This is a genomic window from Paraclostridium sp., from assembly GCF_051657365.1.
GTDB lineage: Bacteria > Bacillota > Clostridia > Peptostreptococcales > Peptostreptococcaceae > Paraclostridium.
In genome coordinates, this window is record NZ_JBOFKN010000136.1 from 1 (window position 1) to 18929 (window position 18929).

The 18929-nt window shown below is 25.5% G+C and carries 21 protein-coding genes; 18 read left to right on the forward strand and 3 right to left on the reverse strand.

The genetic code is table 11. The features are described from left to right. The 5 genes from ACRCYC_RS09735 to ACRCYC_RS09755 all read left to right on the forward strand — a co-directional run. On the forward strand, nucleotides 1-1271 hold a 1271-nt coding region (locus ACRCYC_RS09735; protein ID WP_438618954.1), incomplete at its 5' end, for an ATP-binding protein. A gap of 76 nt (nucleotides 1272-1347) precedes the next feature. Further along, on the forward strand, nucleotides 1348-2418 hold the full coding sequence (locus ACRCYC_RS09740; RefSeq protein ID WP_438618955.1) for a linear amide C-N hydrolase: 1071 nt from the start codon (nucleotides 1348-1350) through the stop codon (nucleotides 2416-2418). 193 nt (nucleotides 2419-2611) lie between these two features. Beyond that, nucleotides 2612-3727 (forward strand): helix-turn-helix domain-containing protein, encoded by a 1116-nt coding sequence (locus ACRCYC_RS09745; protein ID WP_438618956.1) that lies wholly within the window; start codon nucleotides 2612-2614, stop codon nucleotides 3725-3727. Nucleotides 3728-3787: 60 nt separating this feature from the next. After that, nucleotides 3788-5470 carry a MutS-related protein gene (locus tag ACRCYC_RS09750; protein ID WP_438618957.1) on the forward strand — a complete coding sequence of 561 codons (1683 nt, stop codon included), beginning with the start codon at nucleotides 3788-3790 and terminating at the stop codon, nucleotides 5468-5470. A 46-nt stretch (nucleotides 5471-5516) separates the two neighbouring features. After that, nucleotides 5517-5903: a hypothetical protein gene (locus ACRCYC_RS09755; RefSeq protein WP_438618958.1), complete on the forward strand. Its 387-nt coding sequence runs from the start codon at nucleotides 5517-5519 to the stop codon at nucleotides 5901-5903. A gap of 34 nt (nucleotides 5904-5937) precedes the next feature. Here the strand turns inward: ACRCYC_RS09755 and ACRCYC_RS09760 are convergent, their stop codons facing one another. Next, nucleotides 5938-6723, reverse strand: a complete 786-nt coding sequence (locus tag ACRCYC_RS09760; RefSeq protein WP_438618959.1) for an LCP family protein — start codon at nucleotides 6721-6723, stop codon at nucleotides 5938-5940. A gap of 206 nt (nucleotides 6724-6929) precedes the next feature. Here ACRCYC_RS09760 and ACRCYC_RS09765 point away from each other — a divergent pair, with 206 nt between their 5' ends. The 11 genes from ACRCYC_RS09765 to ACRCYC_RS09815 all read left to right on the forward strand — a co-directional run bounded on the left by ACRCYC_RS09765 (nucleotide 6930) and on the right by ACRCYC_RS09815 (nucleotide 15530). Further along, a complete protein-coding gene (locus ACRCYC_RS09765; RefSeq protein WP_438618960.1) occupies nucleotides 6930-7433 on the forward strand; it encodes a GNAT family N-acetyltransferase in 504 nt (167 codons plus the stop codon). A 170-nt stretch (nucleotides 7434-7603) separates the two neighbouring features. Further along, complete coding sequence (locus tag ACRCYC_RS09770; RefSeq protein WP_438618961.1) at nucleotides 7604-8146, forward strand: hypothetical protein; 543 nt, start codon at nucleotides 7604-7606, stop codon at nucleotides 8144-8146. Beyond that, on the forward strand, nucleotides 8133-8945 hold the full coding sequence (locus ACRCYC_RS09775) for a 6-carboxyhexanoate--CoA ligase (RefSeq protein ID WP_438618962.1): 813 nt from the start codon (nucleotides 8133-8135) through the stop codon (nucleotides 8943-8945). The genes ACRCYC_RS09770 and ACRCYC_RS09775 overlap by 14 nt, the downstream gene beginning before the upstream one ends. A gap of 12 nt (nucleotides 8946-8957) precedes the next feature. Then, the gene (gene bioF, locus ACRCYC_RS09780) at nucleotides 8958-10106 is read left to right on the forward strand and encodes an 8-amino-7-oxononanoate synthase (protein ID WP_438618963.1); all 1149 of its coding nucleotides are present in this window, start codon (nucleotides 8958-8960) and stop codon (nucleotides 10104-10106) included. A 136-nt stretch (nucleotides 10107-10242) separates the two neighbouring features. Beyond that, nucleotides 10243-11127 (forward strand): hypothetical protein, encoded by an 885-nt coding sequence (locus tag ACRCYC_RS09785; RefSeq protein WP_438618964.1) that lies wholly within the window; start codon nucleotides 10243-10245, stop codon nucleotides 11125-11127. Between the two features lie 18 nt (nucleotides 11128-11145). Continuing rightward, the gene (locus tag ACRCYC_RS09790) at nucleotides 11146-11568 is read left to right on the forward strand and encodes a DUF350 domain-containing protein (RefSeq protein WP_438618965.1); all 423 of its coding nucleotides are present in this window, start codon (nucleotides 11146-11148) and stop codon (nucleotides 11566-11568) included. Between the two features lie 29 nt (nucleotides 11569-11597). Further along, on the forward strand, nucleotides 11598-13091 hold the full coding sequence (locus ACRCYC_RS09795; protein ID WP_438618966.1) for a polyamine aminopropyltransferase: 1494 nt from the start codon (nucleotides 11598-11600) through the stop codon (nucleotides 13089-13091). Between the two features lie 146 nt (nucleotides 13092-13237). Continuing rightward, nucleotides 13238-14011 carry a class I SAM-dependent methyltransferase gene (locus tag ACRCYC_RS09800; protein WP_438618967.1) on the forward strand — a complete coding sequence of 258 codons (774 nt, stop codon included), beginning with the start codon at nucleotides 13238-13240 and terminating at the stop codon, nucleotides 14009-14011. Nucleotides 14012-14162: 151 nt separating this feature from the next. Next, on the forward strand, nucleotides 14163-14702 hold the full coding sequence (locus tag ACRCYC_RS09805; RefSeq protein WP_438618968.1) for a hypothetical protein: 540 nt from the start codon (nucleotides 14163-14165) through the stop codon (nucleotides 14700-14702). Further along, complete coding sequence (locus ACRCYC_RS09810) at nucleotides 14677-15138, forward strand: LytTR family DNA-binding domain-containing protein (RefSeq protein ID WP_438618969.1); 462 nt, start codon at nucleotides 14677-14679, stop codon at nucleotides 15136-15138. The genes ACRCYC_RS09805 and ACRCYC_RS09810 overlap by 26 nt, the downstream gene beginning before the upstream one ends. Then, entirely contained in the window at nucleotides 15135-15530 is a 396-nt protein-coding gene (locus tag ACRCYC_RS09815) for a hypothetical protein (protein ID WP_438618970.1), read from the forward strand. The genes ACRCYC_RS09810 and ACRCYC_RS09815 overlap by 4 nt, the downstream gene beginning before the upstream one ends. Before the next feature lie 70 nt (nucleotides 15531-15600). Here the strand turns inward: ACRCYC_RS09815 and ACRCYC_RS09820 are convergent, their stop codons facing one another. Then, nucleotides 15601-15951, reverse strand: a complete 351-nt coding sequence (locus ACRCYC_RS09820) for a DUF1622 domain-containing protein (RefSeq protein ID WP_438618971.1) — start codon at nucleotides 15949-15951, stop codon at nucleotides 15601-15603. A gap of 48 nt (nucleotides 15952-15999) precedes the next feature. After that, complete coding sequence (locus tag ACRCYC_RS09825) at nucleotides 16000-16923, reverse strand: lysostaphin resistance A-like protein (protein ID WP_438618972.1); 924 nt, start codon at nucleotides 16921-16923, stop codon at nucleotides 16000-16002. A gap of 158 nt (nucleotides 16924-17081) precedes the next feature. On the opposite strand from ACRCYC_RS09825, the gene ACRCYC_RS09830 reads away from it, so the two are divergent. Together ACRCYC_RS09830 and ACRCYC_RS09835 are read left to right on the forward strand one after the other, a co-directional pair. Beyond that, nucleotides 17082-17288 carry a DUF378 domain-containing protein gene (locus ACRCYC_RS09830; RefSeq protein WP_438618973.1) on the forward strand — a complete coding sequence of 69 codons (207 nt, stop codon included), beginning with the start codon at nucleotides 17082-17084 and terminating at the stop codon, nucleotides 17286-17288. Between the two features lie 150 nt (nucleotides 17289-17438). Beyond that, complete coding sequence (locus tag ACRCYC_RS09835) at nucleotides 17439-18788, forward strand: MATE family efflux transporter (RefSeq protein WP_438618974.1); 1350 nt, start codon at nucleotides 17439-17441, stop codon at nucleotides 18786-18788. Nucleotides 18789-18929: the final 141 nt, after the last annotated feature.

Sequence of the window (18929 nt, forward strand, 5' to 3'; positions counted from 1 at the left end):
CAATACAGATGGTTAGTATTTTTAATCAAAATAATATAAATTTAAATAAAAATCATTATGATTATTTACTTAAAGATAATTATAATGATATAGAAATTTCAAAAATAATAGATGAAGGTGGATGGGTAGAAGAAGTAAAAGATAGTAAGATAGTTAATGTTATAGGAGATAAAAAAGATAATATAATGTATTACTCAATAAATTCATTGATTAATAAAAATAGTAATGAAAATTATGAATCTAGAGCATATCAAGTTAAGGATAGTACTTATATAGTAAAGATTCCAGGGTATGATTATAAAATAAGTAAGAGTTCGAATATAGTTACAAATGTAAGGTTATATTTCTTTGCAAATATAATATTGATTATATTATGTATGATTACTGTATTTATATTAATATATATAATATCAATAAGAAAATTATCAAAGCCACTTAAAATATTGGAAACAGAAATTAATAAGATGAGTGACGGTTACTCAGATATAGAAGTTAACTTTAACTCATATAGGGAATTTAATAGAATAAAAGAATCATTTAATAATACGGTTAAGAAATTAGAAAAAGCAGAGGAAGAAAAAATACGTGCTGAAGATAGCAAAAAAAGGATTATAAGAGATATTTCACATGATATAAAAACTCCTATAACATCTATATTAGGCTATTCAAAAGCTGTCTCAGAGGGAATAGTAACGGATGAAGAAGAAAGAAAAATATACTTAAATTATATATACAAAAAAACTAATAGGATAAATTATTTAGTAGATGAACTATTTATGTTTTCGAAATTAGATAGTCCAGAATATAAATTAGACTTGAAAAAATGTGATTTAAGCGAGTTTTTAAGAATGATAGCAGCTCTATATTATATAGATATAGAAGAAGCTGGATTTATTTTAGATGTAGAAATACCGGAGTATGGTATATACTCAATGATAGATACTAAGGAAATGGAAAGAGCTATAAGTAATCTCATAACTAATGCGTTAAAATATAATAAAAGAGGGACGACTCTTAAAATTATTTTAACAAAACAAAATAATTATGCGTTTATATGTATAGAAGATAATGGAATTGGAATTTCAGAAAATTTATCAACTACTATTTTTGAAGAATTTGTAAGAGTTGATAATTCTAGAAAAACAGATGGAGGAAGTGGGTTAGGACTTACTATAACTCAAAAAATAATTAAATTACATGATGGTGAAATAAGATTATATAGTAAAGAAAATTTAGGAACAAGATTTAATATAAAATTAAAACTAATATAAGTTAAAATAGTTAAGTTATTATTTATAAAAATTGGGTAAATTAATCTATAAATAATAATTTTAGGATGGTGTCACTATGTGTACAAATATTACAGTTAAATATGCAGATGGGTATATTGCAGCAAGAACTAATGAATTTGGAATATTTATAAATAGCAATATATTTACTATATCAAGAAATACTAAGCAAAGAGGATTTTGTACAGAAGAAAATAAAGGGTTAGAGTGGGAAAATAAGTATGGATTTATTGGATTGGATGGTGGGATTTTAACACCTGAAGGTATAGCTCTAGATGGTATGAATGAAGAAGGTTTATCTGTTCAAGGATTATATTTCCCTAATTATGCAAAATATCAAACTACTGAAAATTATGATATAGCAGTAACAAACTTAACTTTTCCAAATTATATTTTAGGATTATTCAAAACTGTAGACGAAGTTAAAGAAGGATTAAAAAATATAGTTATATGTGGAGAAAGTATACATGGAGAACCAAGTCCATTTCATTTTCAAATAAATGATAAAAATGGTGGATGTATAGTTGTAGAAATCGAAAGAGCAAAAATATTTGTATATGACAATAAAGTTGGGGTTATGACTAATAGTCCAAGTTTTAGTTTTCATGAAACTAACTATAAAAATTATATTAATTTATCACCATATAATGTTGAAAAAATAGATTTTAATGGTGATGTTTTATATCAGACAGGGCAAGGAAGTGGCCAATTAGGACTTCCTGGAGATATGACACCTCCATCAAGATTTATAAGAGCAACATTTAATCAAGTATGTGCAGTAAAATGTATAAATAATGAAGAAGCTGTTAGCATGGCTTTTCGTATATTAAACTCATTTGATATTGTACCTGGAACTTGTAGACATAAAGCTGGAAAAAAAGAAATTGATATGATAGGTAGAGAAAAGTTGATTTTAACAGATGAAGATGATATATGTGAAATGACACAAATAGTTTTAGCTAAAGATTTAAATAACTTTACGCTATATTTTAAAGATTATTATAATATGAATATAAAAAAGATAGACTGTAGAGAATTTGATTTAACAAAAGGTGGAAAAGTTATAAGAGGAAAAATATTTGATGATTATATTCCTAAATATATTGATATAACAGATAAATTAAAATAAAAGCATTAATTGCATTAATATAAAATATTATTTTTTTAGAAAAGATTAAATTTATAGTAAATAGATTTAATCTTTTTTGTTGTAAAAATTAACTAAAAATTAAAAAATTTTACTAAAAGTTAATTTTTAGTAAATTGTTTATTTAAAAAAGGTAATATATACTAATTATATAATAGCATAAGGGGGAGTCTAGGTGGAGAACTTGAAAATAGGAGATACAATAAGAAGACTTAGAAGAGATAAAGCAATGACTCAAGATGATTTAGCAAAATATGTAGGGGTATCCATACCAGCTATATCAAAGTGGGAAAGTGGAATAAGTTATCCAGATATAACTACATTGCCAATACTAGCTAATTTATTTGAAGTTACTATAGATAATTTACTAAATTATAAACCAGACTTAGATGATATTGAAATAATTGAAATAGTTAAAGAATGTGAAATATTGATTGTAAAATCAGATATAGATGGATATTTAAATTTATATGGAAGGTATATGAAAAGATATCCATCTAATTACAAATTACATTATGGATTAATAGGACTTCATACATTAATTTATGTAAAATCTAATGATGAAAATTTGAAATTAAAATTATTAGAAGAGAGTATAAGGGTATTAGAAAATAGCATTAAAAATACTAATGACATGGAAGTTAAGGAAGCATCATTAACTTTATTAAGTTCTCAATATTTGCTAAAAGAAGAGGCTGATAAAGCTGAGGAAACTATAAAAAAAATATATAAGCCAACTTGTAATCCCAATATAGTACTTCCAATTATATATACGCAACAAGGAAAAATAGAGGAAGCAAGAAAATTAATGCAGGAAAATTTACAAAATGCACTTATAGAAGCTATAGGAGCATCTTTAGCATTAGGATCTAATTATTACAAATATGATGATGAAAAAGATTTGAAATATATTGATTTTGATAAAGCTGAAAAGTATTTTGAATTATCTATAGCAATTAAAAAAATATTTGAAGAAGAAAGAATGGCACACACTAGTTATATGAGTTTAGCACATATACAACTACAAAAAGGAAATGAAGAAGAATGTATAAAATATTTAAATAAAATGATGGATATTATTACAGAATATAACCTAAATGAATTTATAAATCCAAATAGTAAGTGGTGTTTTGATAGATTAGAATCTATTGATGTAGATACAAATGCATATGATGCGTATGCCATGATAATAATGGATTTAAAAAAGGATTTTGAAAAAATAAAATCTGATGAGCGTTTTATAAATATATTGTCAGAGATAATGAATTTACAAAATAAATACAATAGATAAAATTTTGAATGGATAAAAATTATAAATTTATATAAATAATAATTAAAATGGGAGAAAAAAATGAATGAGATTTTTAAAATTATAGTAGGTGTAATATCAATAGTAGTCATAGGACAGGCATTTGTTGTTTTTGAAAATAGGAAAAGGATAAAATATATAAAACTTAATATAATAGAAAATTATGGAAAAGAAATAAACTTAGATGAAGTTATGTTAAAAATGAATAATGTATCAAGTTACTTTAGAAATAAAAATAAAGAAAATACAATAGACGATATAACATGGAATGATTTAAGCATGGATGATGTATTAAAAAAAATAAATAATACTCAATGTAGTGCAGGACAAGAGGTATTGTATGATATACTAAGAAATCCGTTGTACAATAATGATATTTTAATAAAAAGAGATAAGGTTATAGATTACTTTAGAACCCATGAAAAAGAACGACAAGCTATACAGTTTATTTTAGGAAAACTAGGTAAAAGTGACGAACTATATGTAACTAATTGTTTATTTAATGAAGCTGATAATAGCGAAAGTAAGCTATTAAAATACAGAATACTAGCATGGCTTCCAAGTATTAGTATATTATTAATATTTATAAATCCACTATTTTTAATTATAACCATAGGGATTATAGTACTAAATGTATTTATAAGCCAGCGTAATAAAATAGGACATTATGAAGCTGGTGGTTTTGGATATATGATATCGATTATTAATACAGCTAACAAATTAAAAGAAAGCAATATTAAAGAAATAGAAGATAATATTGATGGTGTAGAATTAAATCTAGAAAATGTCAAACATATAAAAAGAAAAAATGTTGGAAATGAATCCAAAGCTATAATGTCAGATATGGATGTGTTTTCAGAGTATTCAAACTTAGTATTTTTAAGAGAATTAATAACTTATGAGAAAGTTAAAAATACTATTATAAAAAATAAAGAAGATTTAAAAGCTATATATGAATATGTAGGAATGATAGATGCATTAATAGCTATAGCATCTTTTAGAGATAGCCTTGAGTTTTTTACAAAACCAATACTAAGCAAATCAAATATAAAAGAAGAGAATCATATAGCATTTGAAGATATATATCATCCACTTATAAAAAAGCCGGTATTAAATAGTGGAAGTTTTTCAAGAGGGGTATTACTTACAGGATCTAATGCCTCAGGGAAATCTACATTTATAAAAACTATAGCTATAAATTCAATACTAGCACAAACTATATATACATGCTTTGCAAGATCCTATGATTCTTCATACTTTAGTATATATACATCAATGGCGTTAAAAGATGATATACATAGTAGCGAAAGTTATTACATAGTAGAAATTAAATCTTTAAAAAGGATACTTGAAAGTATAAATACTGAAGTACCATGTTTATGTTTTGTTGATGAAATACTTAGAGGTACAAATACTATTGAAAGAATTGCATCTTCAAGTGAAGTTTTAAACAATATAGGAATGGATAATACTATATGTTTTGCAGCAACTCATGATGTAGAACTTACTTATATACTTGAAGATATATTTGATAATTATCACTTTGAAGAAACTATAACGGATGATGATATAAAATTTGATTATAAACTTCAATCTGGACGAGCACAAACTAGAAATGCAATAAAATTATTAGGATTTATTGGATATGATAAAGATTTAGTGGAAAAAGCTAATAGTAGTGCTAAGGAGTTTTTAACTACTGGTGTATGGCGTAAAATTAAATAAAGGAATTTGACTAGCTTTGAAGAAATATATATAGAGGTGACGTTATATGTTAAAGCAAAGTATAGTTTTAGAATTTGATAAAGAAGTAGTTTCAGAAGAAGATATTGTGAAAAATATCAACTACTATATTTTGAAATCTAACGAAGGAATGGAACTTATATCAAAAGGAAAACCTAAAGAAGCAAAGAAAATATTAAAAGAGTTAAAGAAGTCATTAAAGAAAGAATATATGCATTATAACAAGGCTTACGTAAAACTGTATATAGATCCAAATAATGTATATAGAACGTATCAGTGGGGGATTATTCTAGCATATTCAAAATTATATAAAACTTATTCATATAAATATTTACATGAAAATTTATTTAATATATGGGATAGTATTTCTAATAATGATGCTTGTTTATTTTTAGGATACACAATAAATTGTTAAAGGTACTTTCACGATTGAAAGTACCTTTTTAGTTTTATTTATTATATATAAAATTGGATAAGATAGGTAAACATAAATTTTCATTCCAATTAAGATAATATTCACCGCTTATAGTAGTATAGGAGCTGTGTTTTGGTATGGGAAACTGAAGTTGTGTGGCTGTATAATTTTTAAGGCTAAGAGCGGTAAAACCAAGACTTAACATTTTATAAGGTGTTATATTTACCCTAACATAGGGAAATGTGGCAGCTATAACCCCAGGGTAGTTTATAAAAGGTAATTTTGAAAAACTATATAGCATTGATTGAATAAGATTTCTTTGGATTTTTTCTTGTAAAAAGATATTAGATTTATTGTATTTACTTATCATATTGAGTGTATTGACTCCGTCTAAATAAACATCATCAAAATTTATTCCACCAATAGAATTTATAATTCTAACAAGTGCAACTTTATTTATAACCACATAATTATCTATATTTATATGAAAATTATTTTCAATGGTTTCAATTAGCAAGCTTTCTTTTCCATATAAATAAGATTCACTTAAACTTCCTTGACCTATAGTAGGTATATTTACTAAAGTATCTTTAGAAAGTGAAGTTAATCTAAGATTTTTATTTATTGAATCTATGGTTAAAATAGTTGTTGAATAAAATGGAGATTTATTATTAGTGTTATTGTCTTTAACTCCAATTAATAATAAATTATTAATACCATAAATATACTCAGGTGTTTTTTCTAAACCATAAACAGTATTTATATTAATAATTACAACGTAGAAAATTATGCATAATAATAACTTGTATTTAATATTCATATCTACACCTCACCTATATTTTACTTTTTTAGTTTTAACTAACTTCAAATGAAATATTACAAAATTATAAGTATCAAATGAAAAACTTATTAAAATTAATAGAAGTATTTATAATGAAATTATAGTTATGAATTACATATATTGAAGTTTCAATTAGTAAATGTTAGAATATTTAGAAAAACATCTTTAGGGGGATTTAAGTTACGATGATAAGAAAAGCTACTATTAATGATATGAAAGAAATTATGGGGATAATTAAAGAAACTGTTAAGGAGATGAAAGATTATAATAATACACAGTGGGATGCAAATTATCCTGCAGAAGAAGATTTTATAAATGATATAGAGAAAGAAGATTTATATGTATATGAAAGAGAGAATCAGATAGTTGGATTTATATGTATAAATAAGATAGAAGCTAAAGAATATAATGATTTATCATGGACATTAGATGAAGAAGCTATGATCGTACATAGAATGGCGGTTAAGTCATCAAAAAGAAAGCTGGGAATAGGAAGTAGTCTTATGAAGTTTGCAGATGATTTAGCTTTAGAAAATAATATGAAATATTTAAAAACAGATACATATTCAATAAATACTAAAATGAATTCCTTATTTAAAAAATGTGGATATAAATTTATAGGAGAAGTTAAATTTTTAGGAAAAGAAAAGACTTTTTATTGTTATGAAAAGTTAATAAATATAAAGTAAAGTATGTAAATGGTATAGCTTAGAATAACATTTTAATTAAAATGGTTATTCTAAGCTATTTTTTTGCATTGATGTAAACTTTTACAAAGTGATTGGTTGACAAAAACTTAGATATAGATATATTATTAAAATGATAATGTTAACCAATAATAAAAAGGAGGTTTACTAAAATGAATAATAATAAAACTAGAGAATTAACTTTAATATCATTATTATCTGTAATAATCGCGATATCGGGAATATTTAAGTTACCTGGAATAATACCAGGAACAGAGTTTCAAATGTCAGCACCTATAGCAATAGGTATTTGTGCAACATTTGGGTTTAAAAGATATATATTTTCAGGAATAATAGCAAGTTTTATAAATGTTTTAATGGGAACTCATACTATTTTGAATGTAATAATTTCTATGACATTTAGAATAGTGGGAGGGGGATTAATTGGTATGCTTGGAACTAGCATAATAGTAGTTACATTAGCTGGACCAGTGGGTACTTTTGCTGGAAGAATAGTTATGAGTTTTATAACGGGAACGGCATTTAAAGCACTAATAATAGCAGCATCTGTAGGCATGCTTTATACTGCAATATCATCATATGTAATATTTAAGTTAATAAAAAATATAACTATAAAAACTCCATATAAGGATTTTATCGCAAATAAATTAAAGAAAGATGATATAGGAGTGAAAAATAACTATGAATCTATATAGTATAAAAATGAGATCCTCAAAATCTATAAAAGGAATATCAAAGCATATATCAGGTGCTGAAAGTATAGTTAATGAAGCTGATTTAGAAAAAGCAGTAAATCTGCTTATAAGAAGAGCTTTAAATCATACTAAGGGAAAAGCTAACTCTATAAATATAAAATTAGAAGAAGTAGACAAAGAATCAATTAAATATATAGATCCTATTCCTGTAACGACTATAAATGTTAAAAATCACTTAGACGGATTTAAAGCAGTTAAGAAGATGCTTTTAAATTTAGGGATAAATGAAAAAAAGAGTAATTATATAATTAATTTAATTAAAGTAAATTCTAATATGAGAGGAGCTATACTTTTAGATATTAATACGTTTGAAAGACTAGAAAAAGATAAAGAAAGAGGTATAAGAGCTACTTACATGGATTTTGAAGGCAGTGATATAAACTCACTTACAAAGCAAAGTAAAAATAATGCTCACTTTATAGAAGCATTAACATTAGCAAGCAAGGTGATTAGTTGCAATGAAATAATAGGTGAACTTTGTTACTCAGATGATCCGGAGTATACAGCTGGATATTTAGCATCTAAAAAGTATGGATATGTTAGATTTACACATTTAAAAGAGGTTGGAGATAATACAGGTGGTAGAATATTTTTATATGATTCTTCAAAAGAAAATATTGATAGATGTATAAATTATTTACAAAATCAAAAAGTTATTATAAAAAATGATTTAAAAATAAATGAAGATATAGACTATGAAGACTATATAAATGACAAGCAAATTATTAAATTAAGATAGAGGTAAGTAATAATGAGGGATATAAACCATAGATTAAGTGATATAAAAGAAAAAAATTTAAGTAGAGAAATAAAATATTTAACTAAACCACAAGATAAAACCACAGTTATAAATGGGAAAAATGTTTTATTAATGTCATCAAATAATTATCTAGGCTTAGCTAATAATGAAGAAGTAAAAAAAGCAGCTATACAAGCTATAAATAATTATGGATTAGGATCAGGAGGATCGAGGCTTACCACAGGAAGTTATGATTTACATAGAAAATTAGAAGAAAAAATAGCTGAATTTAAAGGTAGCGAAGATTGTTTAATCTTTAATAATGGATATATGGCAAATATAGGGGTTATATCTGCAATATGTGATGAAAACTATACTATATTTAGTGACGAATTGAACCATGCAAGTATAATTGATGGAGCTAGACTTGCAAAGGCAAAAATAGTTGTGTATAAACACAATGATATTAAGGATTTAGAAAATAAGATTAAACAAAAAAATTCTAAATATGGAGTTATAGTGACAGATAGTGTATTCAGTATGGATGGGGATATAGCACTTATAGATAAAATTATTATTCTAGCTAAAAGATATAAACTGTTAACTATTGTAGATGATGCACATGCTACAGGTGTAGTTGGAAATTTAGGTAGAGGTAGTGGAGAGTACTTTAATACAAAAGATATAGACATAACAATAGGTACTTTAAGCAAAGCCATAGGCAGTGAAGGTGGGTTTGTCTGCGCAAATAAAGAAATCATAGAGTTTTTAAAAAATAGAGCTAGAAGTTTTATTTTTTCAACAGCACTATCTCCAGCGGTTATAGGAGCATCTCTAAAAAGTATAGAAATTATTGAAAATAATCCACAATTAGTGAAAAAGTTAAATAATAATGTTGTATATTTCTGCGAAAGATTAAAAAAAATAGGTTTTGATGTAAAAACTCCAACTCCAATAGTTCCTATACTTATAGGAAATGAAGAATTAGCAGTTAAAATTAGCGATAGCTTATTAGAATTGGGAATATTTATACCTGCTATAAGGTACCCTACTGTAAAAAAAGGAAAAGCAATACTTAGAGCAACATTGATGGCAACTCATAATTACAATGATATAGATTTTGTTATAGATAAAATAAAACAAGTAAAAATTAATTTTTAATATGGGCTATCTAATGATAGCTCATATTTTTTAGTAAATAATTTTGTATCTAAATCTTAACAAAATGAATGGTGCAAAATGATATAATATTAATAGAATTTTGGTAGAAATTTACAAAAAGAAAAGAGGTGAATTAATGAATAGTGTTGGATTGAGGCGATTAGATATAGGTCAAATAGTTGTGATAGATTCTAAAAATTACATTATAGATTTACACGAAAGTGTTAAGTTTAAAAAAATTAAAAACTATGCCTCTGAAAAAAATTTTTCTGTAGAAACTTGGCAAGATGAAATTTGCTATAGGGAGAGTATACCTATAAGAAAAGAACACATAGAAATAAAAGATACAAAGGAAGATAATAAATATTGTAATTTTTTTAATAAAAAGCAGAAAAAAATACCTTATCTAAAGTATATTTTGCTACTTTTAATACCTATTATATTTTTGCTTATATACTCAAATTTATCAAATAGACATTTTATTGCAAATTATTTAAAAGAAGATTCTAGTTATATATATTATACTTCTATAACTTCAGATACAGATAGTAAGTTAAAGGCAGATGTTTATTATACAAAAATGTCTATGGATAAAACTGCAGAATTTATCTTAAATGCATCAGGCGATAGGATAGAAGATATTCAAAGTTCAAAAGATAAATATAGTGTGGCAATACTTACAAAATATGAATATGCTCTAGTTTATATAGGAAAAGATAATAAAACTTATATACAAATATCTCCTAGAGAATATGTATATACAAGCAACAACGACTTATATAATTATAATTATAGATCATCGAATATGTATTATAGAGATTTTTATTATACTTTTGGATATCTTAATGATTCTAATAGATATAAAAATAGAGTATCACCATATTCAGGGTATACAGGAAATAAAGTAAATAAAAAATCAAGTGATAAACACACACAATTAAAATCATCTGGATCGAGTATAAAACAGTCAAGTGTATCTTCACGTTCTTCATCAGGTGGAGGTTTAAGCAGTGGAAAATAATAATTTAAGGGGACATATATGATAGATATTTTAGGAACAATAACCTACTCAATAGTAGGGTTTATACTTATGTTAATAGGAAATTTTTTAGTGGATTTGGTAATACCATGTCACTTTCCAACTGAAATAAAAAAAGGAAACACAGCTGTAGGGTGTATTAGTGCAGCTTCATTTATATCGGTGGGAATACTTTTAAGAAGTGTAATAGCATCACCAACTATACAAAACGCAAATATTACGATTTTACAAGACTTAACATCAACAGTAAGTTACTTTATACTAGGTATCGCTCTTTGTATCTTAGGTTATATATCTATGTTAGTATTTAATAAAAAATATAATTTAAATGAAGAAATAGGAAATGGAAATACAGCAGCTGGGGTTATGATTTCTGGAATTTTCATAGGACTTTCTATATTAATTAGTGGAGCTATACAGTAGTGAGAAGTCTAAAATTTAATTACAAATTTTTGATGTTTACAACTCTTATAATATCAGGGTGTTCAATAGTTTATGAACTTCTTATAAGTGCTGTAGGATCATATTTATTAGGGGATAGTATAAAACAATTTTCTATAACTATAGGGTTATATATGTGTGCTATGGGATTTGGATCTCATCTTTCAAAATACATAAAGAAAAATTTATTTGATTTTTTTATATTTGTAGAAATAGCGGTTGGTATTATAGGTGGAATATCTTCGTTAGTTTTATTTTTATCTAATATATATATATCATCTAATGAACTTATTATGTACATACAAATAATATTAATTGGAACATTAGTAGGACTTGAAATTCCCATACTTACCAGAATCATAGAAGAAAACTGTGATAATTTAAGAGTTACATTATCGAATGTATTTAGCTTTGATTATATAGGTGGGCTTATTGGATCATTAGCATTTCCACTATTTTTATTACCGACACTAGGATATTTTTCTACGTCATTTTTAGTAGGAACTATAAATATAGTTATATCCATAGTAATTATGCATAAATACAAGGATTATATAAAAAATATAAATATATTTAAAACTATTTCTTATATAGCTGTTGTATTTATGTTCTTTGGAATAGTTTTTTCTGAAAATATATCTCGTAGTATTGAAAATTCACTGTACCGTGATAGAGTGATATTATCTACACAAACTAAGTATCAAAAAATTGTTATGACAAAACATAAAGATGACCTAAGACTTTATTTAAATGGTAATATACAGTTTTCAGAAAAAGACGAATATAGATATCACGAAGCAATCGTTCATATACCTATGGGAGCAAGTAAAAGTCATGAAAATATACTTATACTTGGAGGAGGAGATGGGCTTGCTGTTCGTGAACTTTTAAAATATGATGATGTTAAAAATATTACATTAGTTGATATTGATAAAGAGATGGTTGATATATGTAAAACTAACCCACTAGTAACTGATATTAATCACAATTCTTTGTCAAATAATAAGGTTAAGCTAGTTTATGAAGATGCTTTTGAGTTTTTAGAAAATACTAAAGATAATTATGATGTTATTGTAGTTGATTTACCTGATCCTAATAATGATAGTTTAAATAAGTTATATACAAATGTATTTTATAGGCTATGCCAAAATGTATTAAGTCCAAATGGAGTTATGACAGTTCAATCAACTAGCCCTTATTATGCTAAAAAAGCGTTTTGGAGTATAAATAAGACATTAAAATCGGAAGGATTTAATGTGTATCCATATCATGTGCAAGTGCCTTCATTTGGAGATTGGGGATTTAATTTATGCACAAGAAACAATATAGATACAGCTGATATAAAAATAAAGATAGAAACAAAATTTTTAAATAAGGATTCTATTGAAAGTATATTTAATTTTGGAGAAGATGAAAGAATAGATATTAAAAGTATTGATACTAACACGTTATCTCATCCTAAACTTATAAACTATTACGAAGATTCTATTAAAAATTGGGACTAATGCCATGTGTCGTTAAATTACGATACATGGTATTTTTATTAGGAAAAAACAAATGAAAATATATTAAATAAATGATATCTAAATAAGAGGAACAGATAGTAAAGTTGTAGAAGCTATAGTTAAATAATAAAATCAGGGGTGAAGATATGGATGTATTAAAGCATAATAGAACTGCATGGGATAATGAAGTTGAAAAGGAGAATAAGTGGACGATACCTATAAGTTCAGATGAATTAAATAAAGTTAAAAATGGAGAGTATAAATTGTTATTAACTCCTACAAAATTAGTTCCTAAAATATGGTTAGATAATATATCAGGAAGTAAAGTACTTTGTCTAGCTTCAGGCGGTGGACAGCAAGGACCTATATTTGCAGCATTAGGAGCTGAAGTTACTGTATTTGACAATAGTAATGCACAACTTTCAAAAGATGAAATGGTAGCTAAAAGAGATAATTTAGAAATAAATTTAGAACAAGGGGATATGAGAGATTTATCTCGATTTGAAAATGATAAATTTGATTTTATATTTCATCCCGTATCAAATAGTTTTATAAATAATATAGAAAAAACATGGAATGAATGTTATAGAGTTTTAAAGACAGGTGGAGTTTTAATTTCTGGATTTGCTAACCCTATAAGATATATATTTGATTACTATGAGTGGGAGGAACATAATAATTTAGTAGTTAAAAATTCTATACCATATTCAGATATAAAACAACTGCCAAAAGAAATTTTAGATGAATTTATCAGAAATAATGAGCCTCTGGAATTTGGACATTCATTACAAAGTCAAATTGGAGGGCAAATAGATGCTGGATTTGTAATTGCTGGTTTTTATGAAGATAAATGCGAAGGCGATACATTAGATAATTACATAGATACGTATATTGCAACCAAAGCTATAAAGTTAAAATAAATATGTGAATAAATCAAAGCTCATTTTATTAATATGGGCTTTTTTTGCAACAATTGCAAATTTATTTGCAAGAAGATGATTTCCATGTAGAAAAAATTAAAAACATTAATACAATTAAATTAAGTAATAAAATTTGAAAAGGAGATAAAACATGGAAATAAAAATGCTAATGATTAGGATGATAATTTATGTAGTTGTATATATTATAGGAATGCCAATATTAACAATAATACATGAATTAGGACATGTAACAATGGCACTATTGTTTTGCAATGGAGAGGTTGGCATAATTATAGGGGACTCTAATTTAAATAAACAGATTAAGTTAAAAAGATTACGAATAACATTTAACGGATATAAAAGTATACTTGGATTATCTAGGGGATTTGCACCATACAAAATGGCAGGTAGTAATTTGAAAAATATATTGATATTTGCTGGAGGACCATTAGCATCACTAGGAATATCTGTATTAATGTTTATAACTTTATATAAAGCAAATTTAAATCATACAGAAATATTAATATTAAATGCATTGTTTTGGTATAGCTTTGGTAATTTTTTTATGACTATAATTCCTATGAAATACAATTATTATCCGTATAAAGGTTGCTTTAGTGATGGATATAGAATAATGCAGTTTATGGGAAAGAAGGAGTATACGAATGAAAATAAACCATATAATAGATGATTTATTAGGCGAAACAAATGTAAATATAATAACAACAAATGAAAATTTTAGTGATTATACTTATATAAAAGATTTAATTTTATATAAAAAATCTAACATAATGGGAAAAAATATAGATGAAAACAAAGATATAAAAGTAGATGATAAAGATGTAATTTACTTTGAAACTTATGGAAGAGATGTTTGTTTTACTACTATAGATAATGAATTATTAGTTATAAAAACATCTATGAAGAAGTTAGAAGATATTCTAATCAGTAGAAATTACTTTGTAAAGGTAAGTAAAAGTATAATCATAAATATAAATCATATCCAAGAAATAAATTATCATTCAAATATGAGATTTCAAGTATTACTTACAAATGGCTATAAGCAATTAGTTAATAGAAGTTACTTTAAAGATTTTAAAAAATCTATAGAGGAGGTATACAATTGATGGGAAAATCAACATCTCAATTTTACATGATACTATCACAATCGTTAATATTATTTATAGTAGGATGTATACTAACGTCCGATAAGAAAACTGCTATGGTTTTAATTTTAGGGATAGGTATAAGTTTTTTATTTGCATATGTAGGGGCTGTGCTTTATCCTAAGCTAACAAAAAGATTTGGAGAAAAAAATTATAAGCTTATATTATTTATACAATACGGAGCAATAGGCCAAATTATTTATATATTAGCAGCGTTAATTGGAATTAGAAGTAACTATGTATCTTTTATGATAGAATATACAATAATATGTTTTATAACTTATTATATAAATAGGAAAATATATATAAATAAAATAAATGAGCTAGACAAATTAATAAAAAAAGGTCAATGAAAAATAAAGGGAAACTAAATTGATAAATTTATATATATCAACTTAGTTTCCCTTTATTGAAGTCATAAGATTACTCTTTAATATTTTTTTTCACAGCGTTTTCACTGTTACCTTGTTTTATTTCCCACTGAATAACGAAGGTCATAAGAACTCTAAGCAAAAATACTGCACCTAGTATCACCAACTCATCTAGAGTTTTAACTAGCACAGTTTTTAAAATTTCAGCAGCTAATTTGAATTCTAAGCCTGTTGCCATAGCAGTTGCAAATTGATGTTTAAATCCAATTTGTTTTTTGAAAATAACTTGTCTTAAATAAAAATAAAAAGCTGTAAATGCACCTATTGTTATAACTATTACACCCATAAGTTCAAAAATACTAACTAGAACAGGGATGTATTTAGTCATTAATTCTTCTAACATAAGTTCCTCCTAAGCAGAAAATAATATATAGTATTTGTAAATTAAGTTTTAGTTATTAAAATACTTTTTAAATATACCTTTTTTATCTAACAAGAAAATAATCATGATACCTAAAATAAGTACAAAGCTAGAACAAAGTCCAGCTTCTGGACCAAAAGACCCACCAGATATAAAATTATTACCAGTTAAATTAAAATCAAATAAACTTCCAACTGAAACATTTAATCCACTAACTTCAAAACCAAATAAATTACCCTGTGCAAAGTTCCATGCACTATGGATACCACAAGCTCCCCATAAATCATTAGTTTTTAATACATATAAACCAAATAGATATCCAACAAGTATTATGTTTAAAATTGCAATGTAATTTATATTAGGATTAAATAAATGTAGGGCAGCGAAAAATACAGATGAAACTAAAAGTCCAATATGTATATTATATTTAGCACTTAAAACATTCATAAGCCATCCTCTAGTTAAAATTTCTTCTGTACCACCTTGAATTATCCAACCAACTAATAATATTAATATATTGGCTAAAGCAAATTTACCAACTGGTTGGCTTGGATTTTTATTAATAGATACAAATCCAAATAAATATAGAATTAATACAACTAAACTCATTAAAACTAAGCCTATTAAAAACCCTAATATATATTTTTTAAACCAATTGTGTTTAGCAAATCCAATAGATGAGATTTTTCTTTTTTCTATTTTTACAACTCTGAAAAACACTAATAATGAAATACCTATAAAACTAAATAAAGAAGCTAATAGTATGAGTAAATCTTGATTAGATGAGAAAAAAGGAATAGTTTTAGCTATCATAGTTAAAGGAATAATTATTAGGTAACCTAAGATTGAACCTAAATTTAAAAATATTAAAGCTAAAATAATAGCCCAAATTAAATTAGGTAATTTTTTAGAATATCTTGCTTTATCAACTATGCTTTCATTTCTAATAAACATAAATATATCCCCCTAATAAACTATATTTTTATTACTTTATTATTCTATCATATAGTTTAATTAGATTAAAATTACAGAAATATTATAAAATATGGAATATTTAAATAAAATTTAGGAAAAATAACTTAAACAAAAACATTCACAAGGAGTGTGTAATTATGTTATTAAAACAAATAGCACTAGTATTAGTTATAATTGGAGCTATCAACTGGGGTTCTGTAGGATTATTTGAATTAGATCTTGTAGGATATTTATTTGGTGGAACTTATTCAATGATAAGTAGAACTATATTCTCATTAGTAGGATTAGCAGGAATATATTCTATATACACATTATCTACATTGAAAGACGATACACACAAATAAAGTATATACAAAAATAAAATGAAAATTCACATTTACATAGGATGTGAATTTTTGTTTTTTATAAAATAAAAAATATTAGCTATTACTGTTGACTCTATACCTACTATAGACTTTATAATTTATCTTAGGAAAATTTATAGGAGGTATCATATGGTTAATGAATTTTTAAGATATGCCATACCATCATCATTAGCAATGTTCATATCGTCATTATATACTGTTATAGATGGCATATTTGTAGGTCAGGGTGTAGGGGATTCAGCATTAGCAGCTGTAAATATAGTACTTCCTTTTACCGTAGTATTATTTGGAATAGCAAGTATGCTAGCAGTAGGTGGGGGTGCATTAGTATCTAAAAACGTGGGTGCTGATGATGAAGAAAAAGCAGTTGATATATTTAGACAAGTATTTAAGTTATTATTAATTATAAGTATCATAACAAGTATAATTTGTATAATATTTACTGGACCAATAGTAAGAATGTTAGGGGCTACTGATAACTTAGAACCATTAGCAGTGGATTATCTTAGGTATTATGCAATATTCTGTGCACCTAACTTAGTAGGGATTGTGCTTAATAGTTTCGTTAGAAATGATAATAGACCAAAACTTGCAATGGTTTCAACTATAGCAGGTGCTATAACTAATGTTATATTAGACTATGTATTTATATTCCCGTTAGCTATGGGAATAAAGGGAGCTGCAATAGCTACAGGACTTGGACAAATAGTTACAGTTCTTATATTACTTCCTCACTTCTTAAAGAAAAAGGGAATTTTAAGCTTTGGAAATACATCTTTAGATAAAGATACGATAAAAGAAGTTTTAAACGTAGGGTTCCCATCATTCTTTGGACAAGCAAGTTTTTCAGTTATAGTTTTCTTACACAATATAGCTTTATCAAACTTCATGGGAGAACTAGGAATATCAACATATAGTATAATAAACTATATAACTACAAATATATATATGGTTTTACTAGGATTAACATTTGGGGCACAACCACTTATCAGTTATAACTTTGGAAGAAGAGATTCTAAAAAAATGTTAAAATTCTATGATATAAACTGTAAATGTTCACTTATAGTAAGTATAAGTGCAGCTTTAATATGTTATATATTCGGAAGAAATATAGTTGGAATATTTACAACAGACCCAAAAATAGCAGAACTTGGGTATCATGGTATAAAAATAGCTTGTTTAGCTTATATAATTGGTAGTATAAACTTAAATACATTAGTTTATTTCCAAGCAATTGAAATACCAAAATTCTCAAATTTAATATGTTTATTTAGATCAATTATATTTTTACCAATATGTTTAATATTTTTACCAAAAATATTTGGATTAAATGGTATTTGGGCGAGTGTTTTAGTATCTGAAAGTATAACTTTCATTGTTATGTATGTAATAGCGAATGTTAAGAAATATACAGCTAAGGTTATAAATGAATCTGAAAATAATCAAAATATTTTATTAGGCGATGCATCTAATATATAAATATATATAAAAACTGGACTTTAATTTTTAGAGTTCAGTTTTTTTTGTATAAAAATGGGGTAAGTACAATACATAATAGATTGTACTAAAAATAGATATAAAATATGTAATTAAGAGGTTGTGATAATAGTGATAGATATT

Coding starts and splice junctions, on each gene's coding strand:
- ACRCYC_RS09740 (WP_438618955.1), top strand. CDS start 1,348: ATGTGTACAAATATTACAGTTAAATATGCAGATGGGTATATTGCAGCA.
- ACRCYC_RS09775 (WP_438618962.1), top strand. CDS start 8,133: ATGAATCTATATAGTATAAAAATGAGATCCTCAAAATCTATAAAAGGA.
- ACRCYC_RS09835 (WP_438618974.1), top strand. CDS start 17,439: ATGGTTAATGAATTTTTAAGATATGCCATACCATCATCATTAGCAATG.
- bioF (WP_438618963.1), top strand. CDS start 8,958: ATGAGGGATATAAACCATAGATTAAGTGATATAAAAGAAAAAAATTTA.
- ACRCYC_RS09760 (WP_438618959.1), bottom strand. CDS start 6,723: ATGAATATTAAATACAAGTTATTATTATGCATAATTTTCTACGTTGTA.
- ACRCYC_RS09750 (WP_438618957.1), top strand. CDS start 3,788: ATGAATGAGATTTTTAAAATTATAGTAGGTGTAATATCAATAGTAGTC.
- ACRCYC_RS09805 (WP_438618968.1), top strand. CDS start 14,163: ATGGAAATAAAAATGCTAATGATTAGGATGATAATTTATGTAGTTGTA.
- ACRCYC_RS09825 (WP_438618972.1), bottom strand. CDS start 16,923: ATGTTTATTAGAAATGAAAGCATAGTTGATAAAGCAAGATATTCTAAA.
- ACRCYC_RS09770 (WP_438618961.1), top strand. CDS start 7,604: ATGAATAATAATAAAACTAGAGAATTAACTTTAATATCATTATTATCT.
- ACRCYC_RS09820 (WP_438618971.1), bottom strand. CDS start 15,951: ATGTTAGAAGAATTAATGACTAAATACATCCCTGTTCTAGTTAGTATT.
- ACRCYC_RS09810 (WP_438618969.1), top strand. CDS start 14,677: ATGAAAATAAACCATATAATAGATGATTTATTAGGCGAAACAAATGTA.
- ACRCYC_RS09790 (WP_438618965.1), top strand. CDS start 11,146: ATGATAGATATTTTAGGAACAATAACCTACTCAATAGTAGGGTTTATA.
- ACRCYC_RS09765 (WP_438618960.1), top strand. CDS start 6,930: ATGATAAGAAAAGCTACTATTAATGATATGAAAGAAATTATGGGGATA.
- ACRCYC_RS09785 (WP_438618964.1), top strand. CDS start 10,243: ATGAATAGTGTTGGATTGAGGCGATTAGATATAGGTCAAATAGTTGTG.
- ACRCYC_RS09755 (WP_438618958.1), top strand. CDS start 5,517: ATGTTAAAGCAAAGTATAGTTTTAGAATTTGATAAAGAAGTAGTTTCA.
- ACRCYC_RS09830 (WP_438618973.1), top strand. CDS start 17,082: ATGTTATTAAAACAAATAGCACTAGTATTAGTTATAATTGGAGCTATC.
- ACRCYC_RS09800 (WP_438618967.1), top strand. CDS start 13,238: ATGGATGTATTAAAGCATAATAGAACTGCATGGGATAATGAAGTTGAA.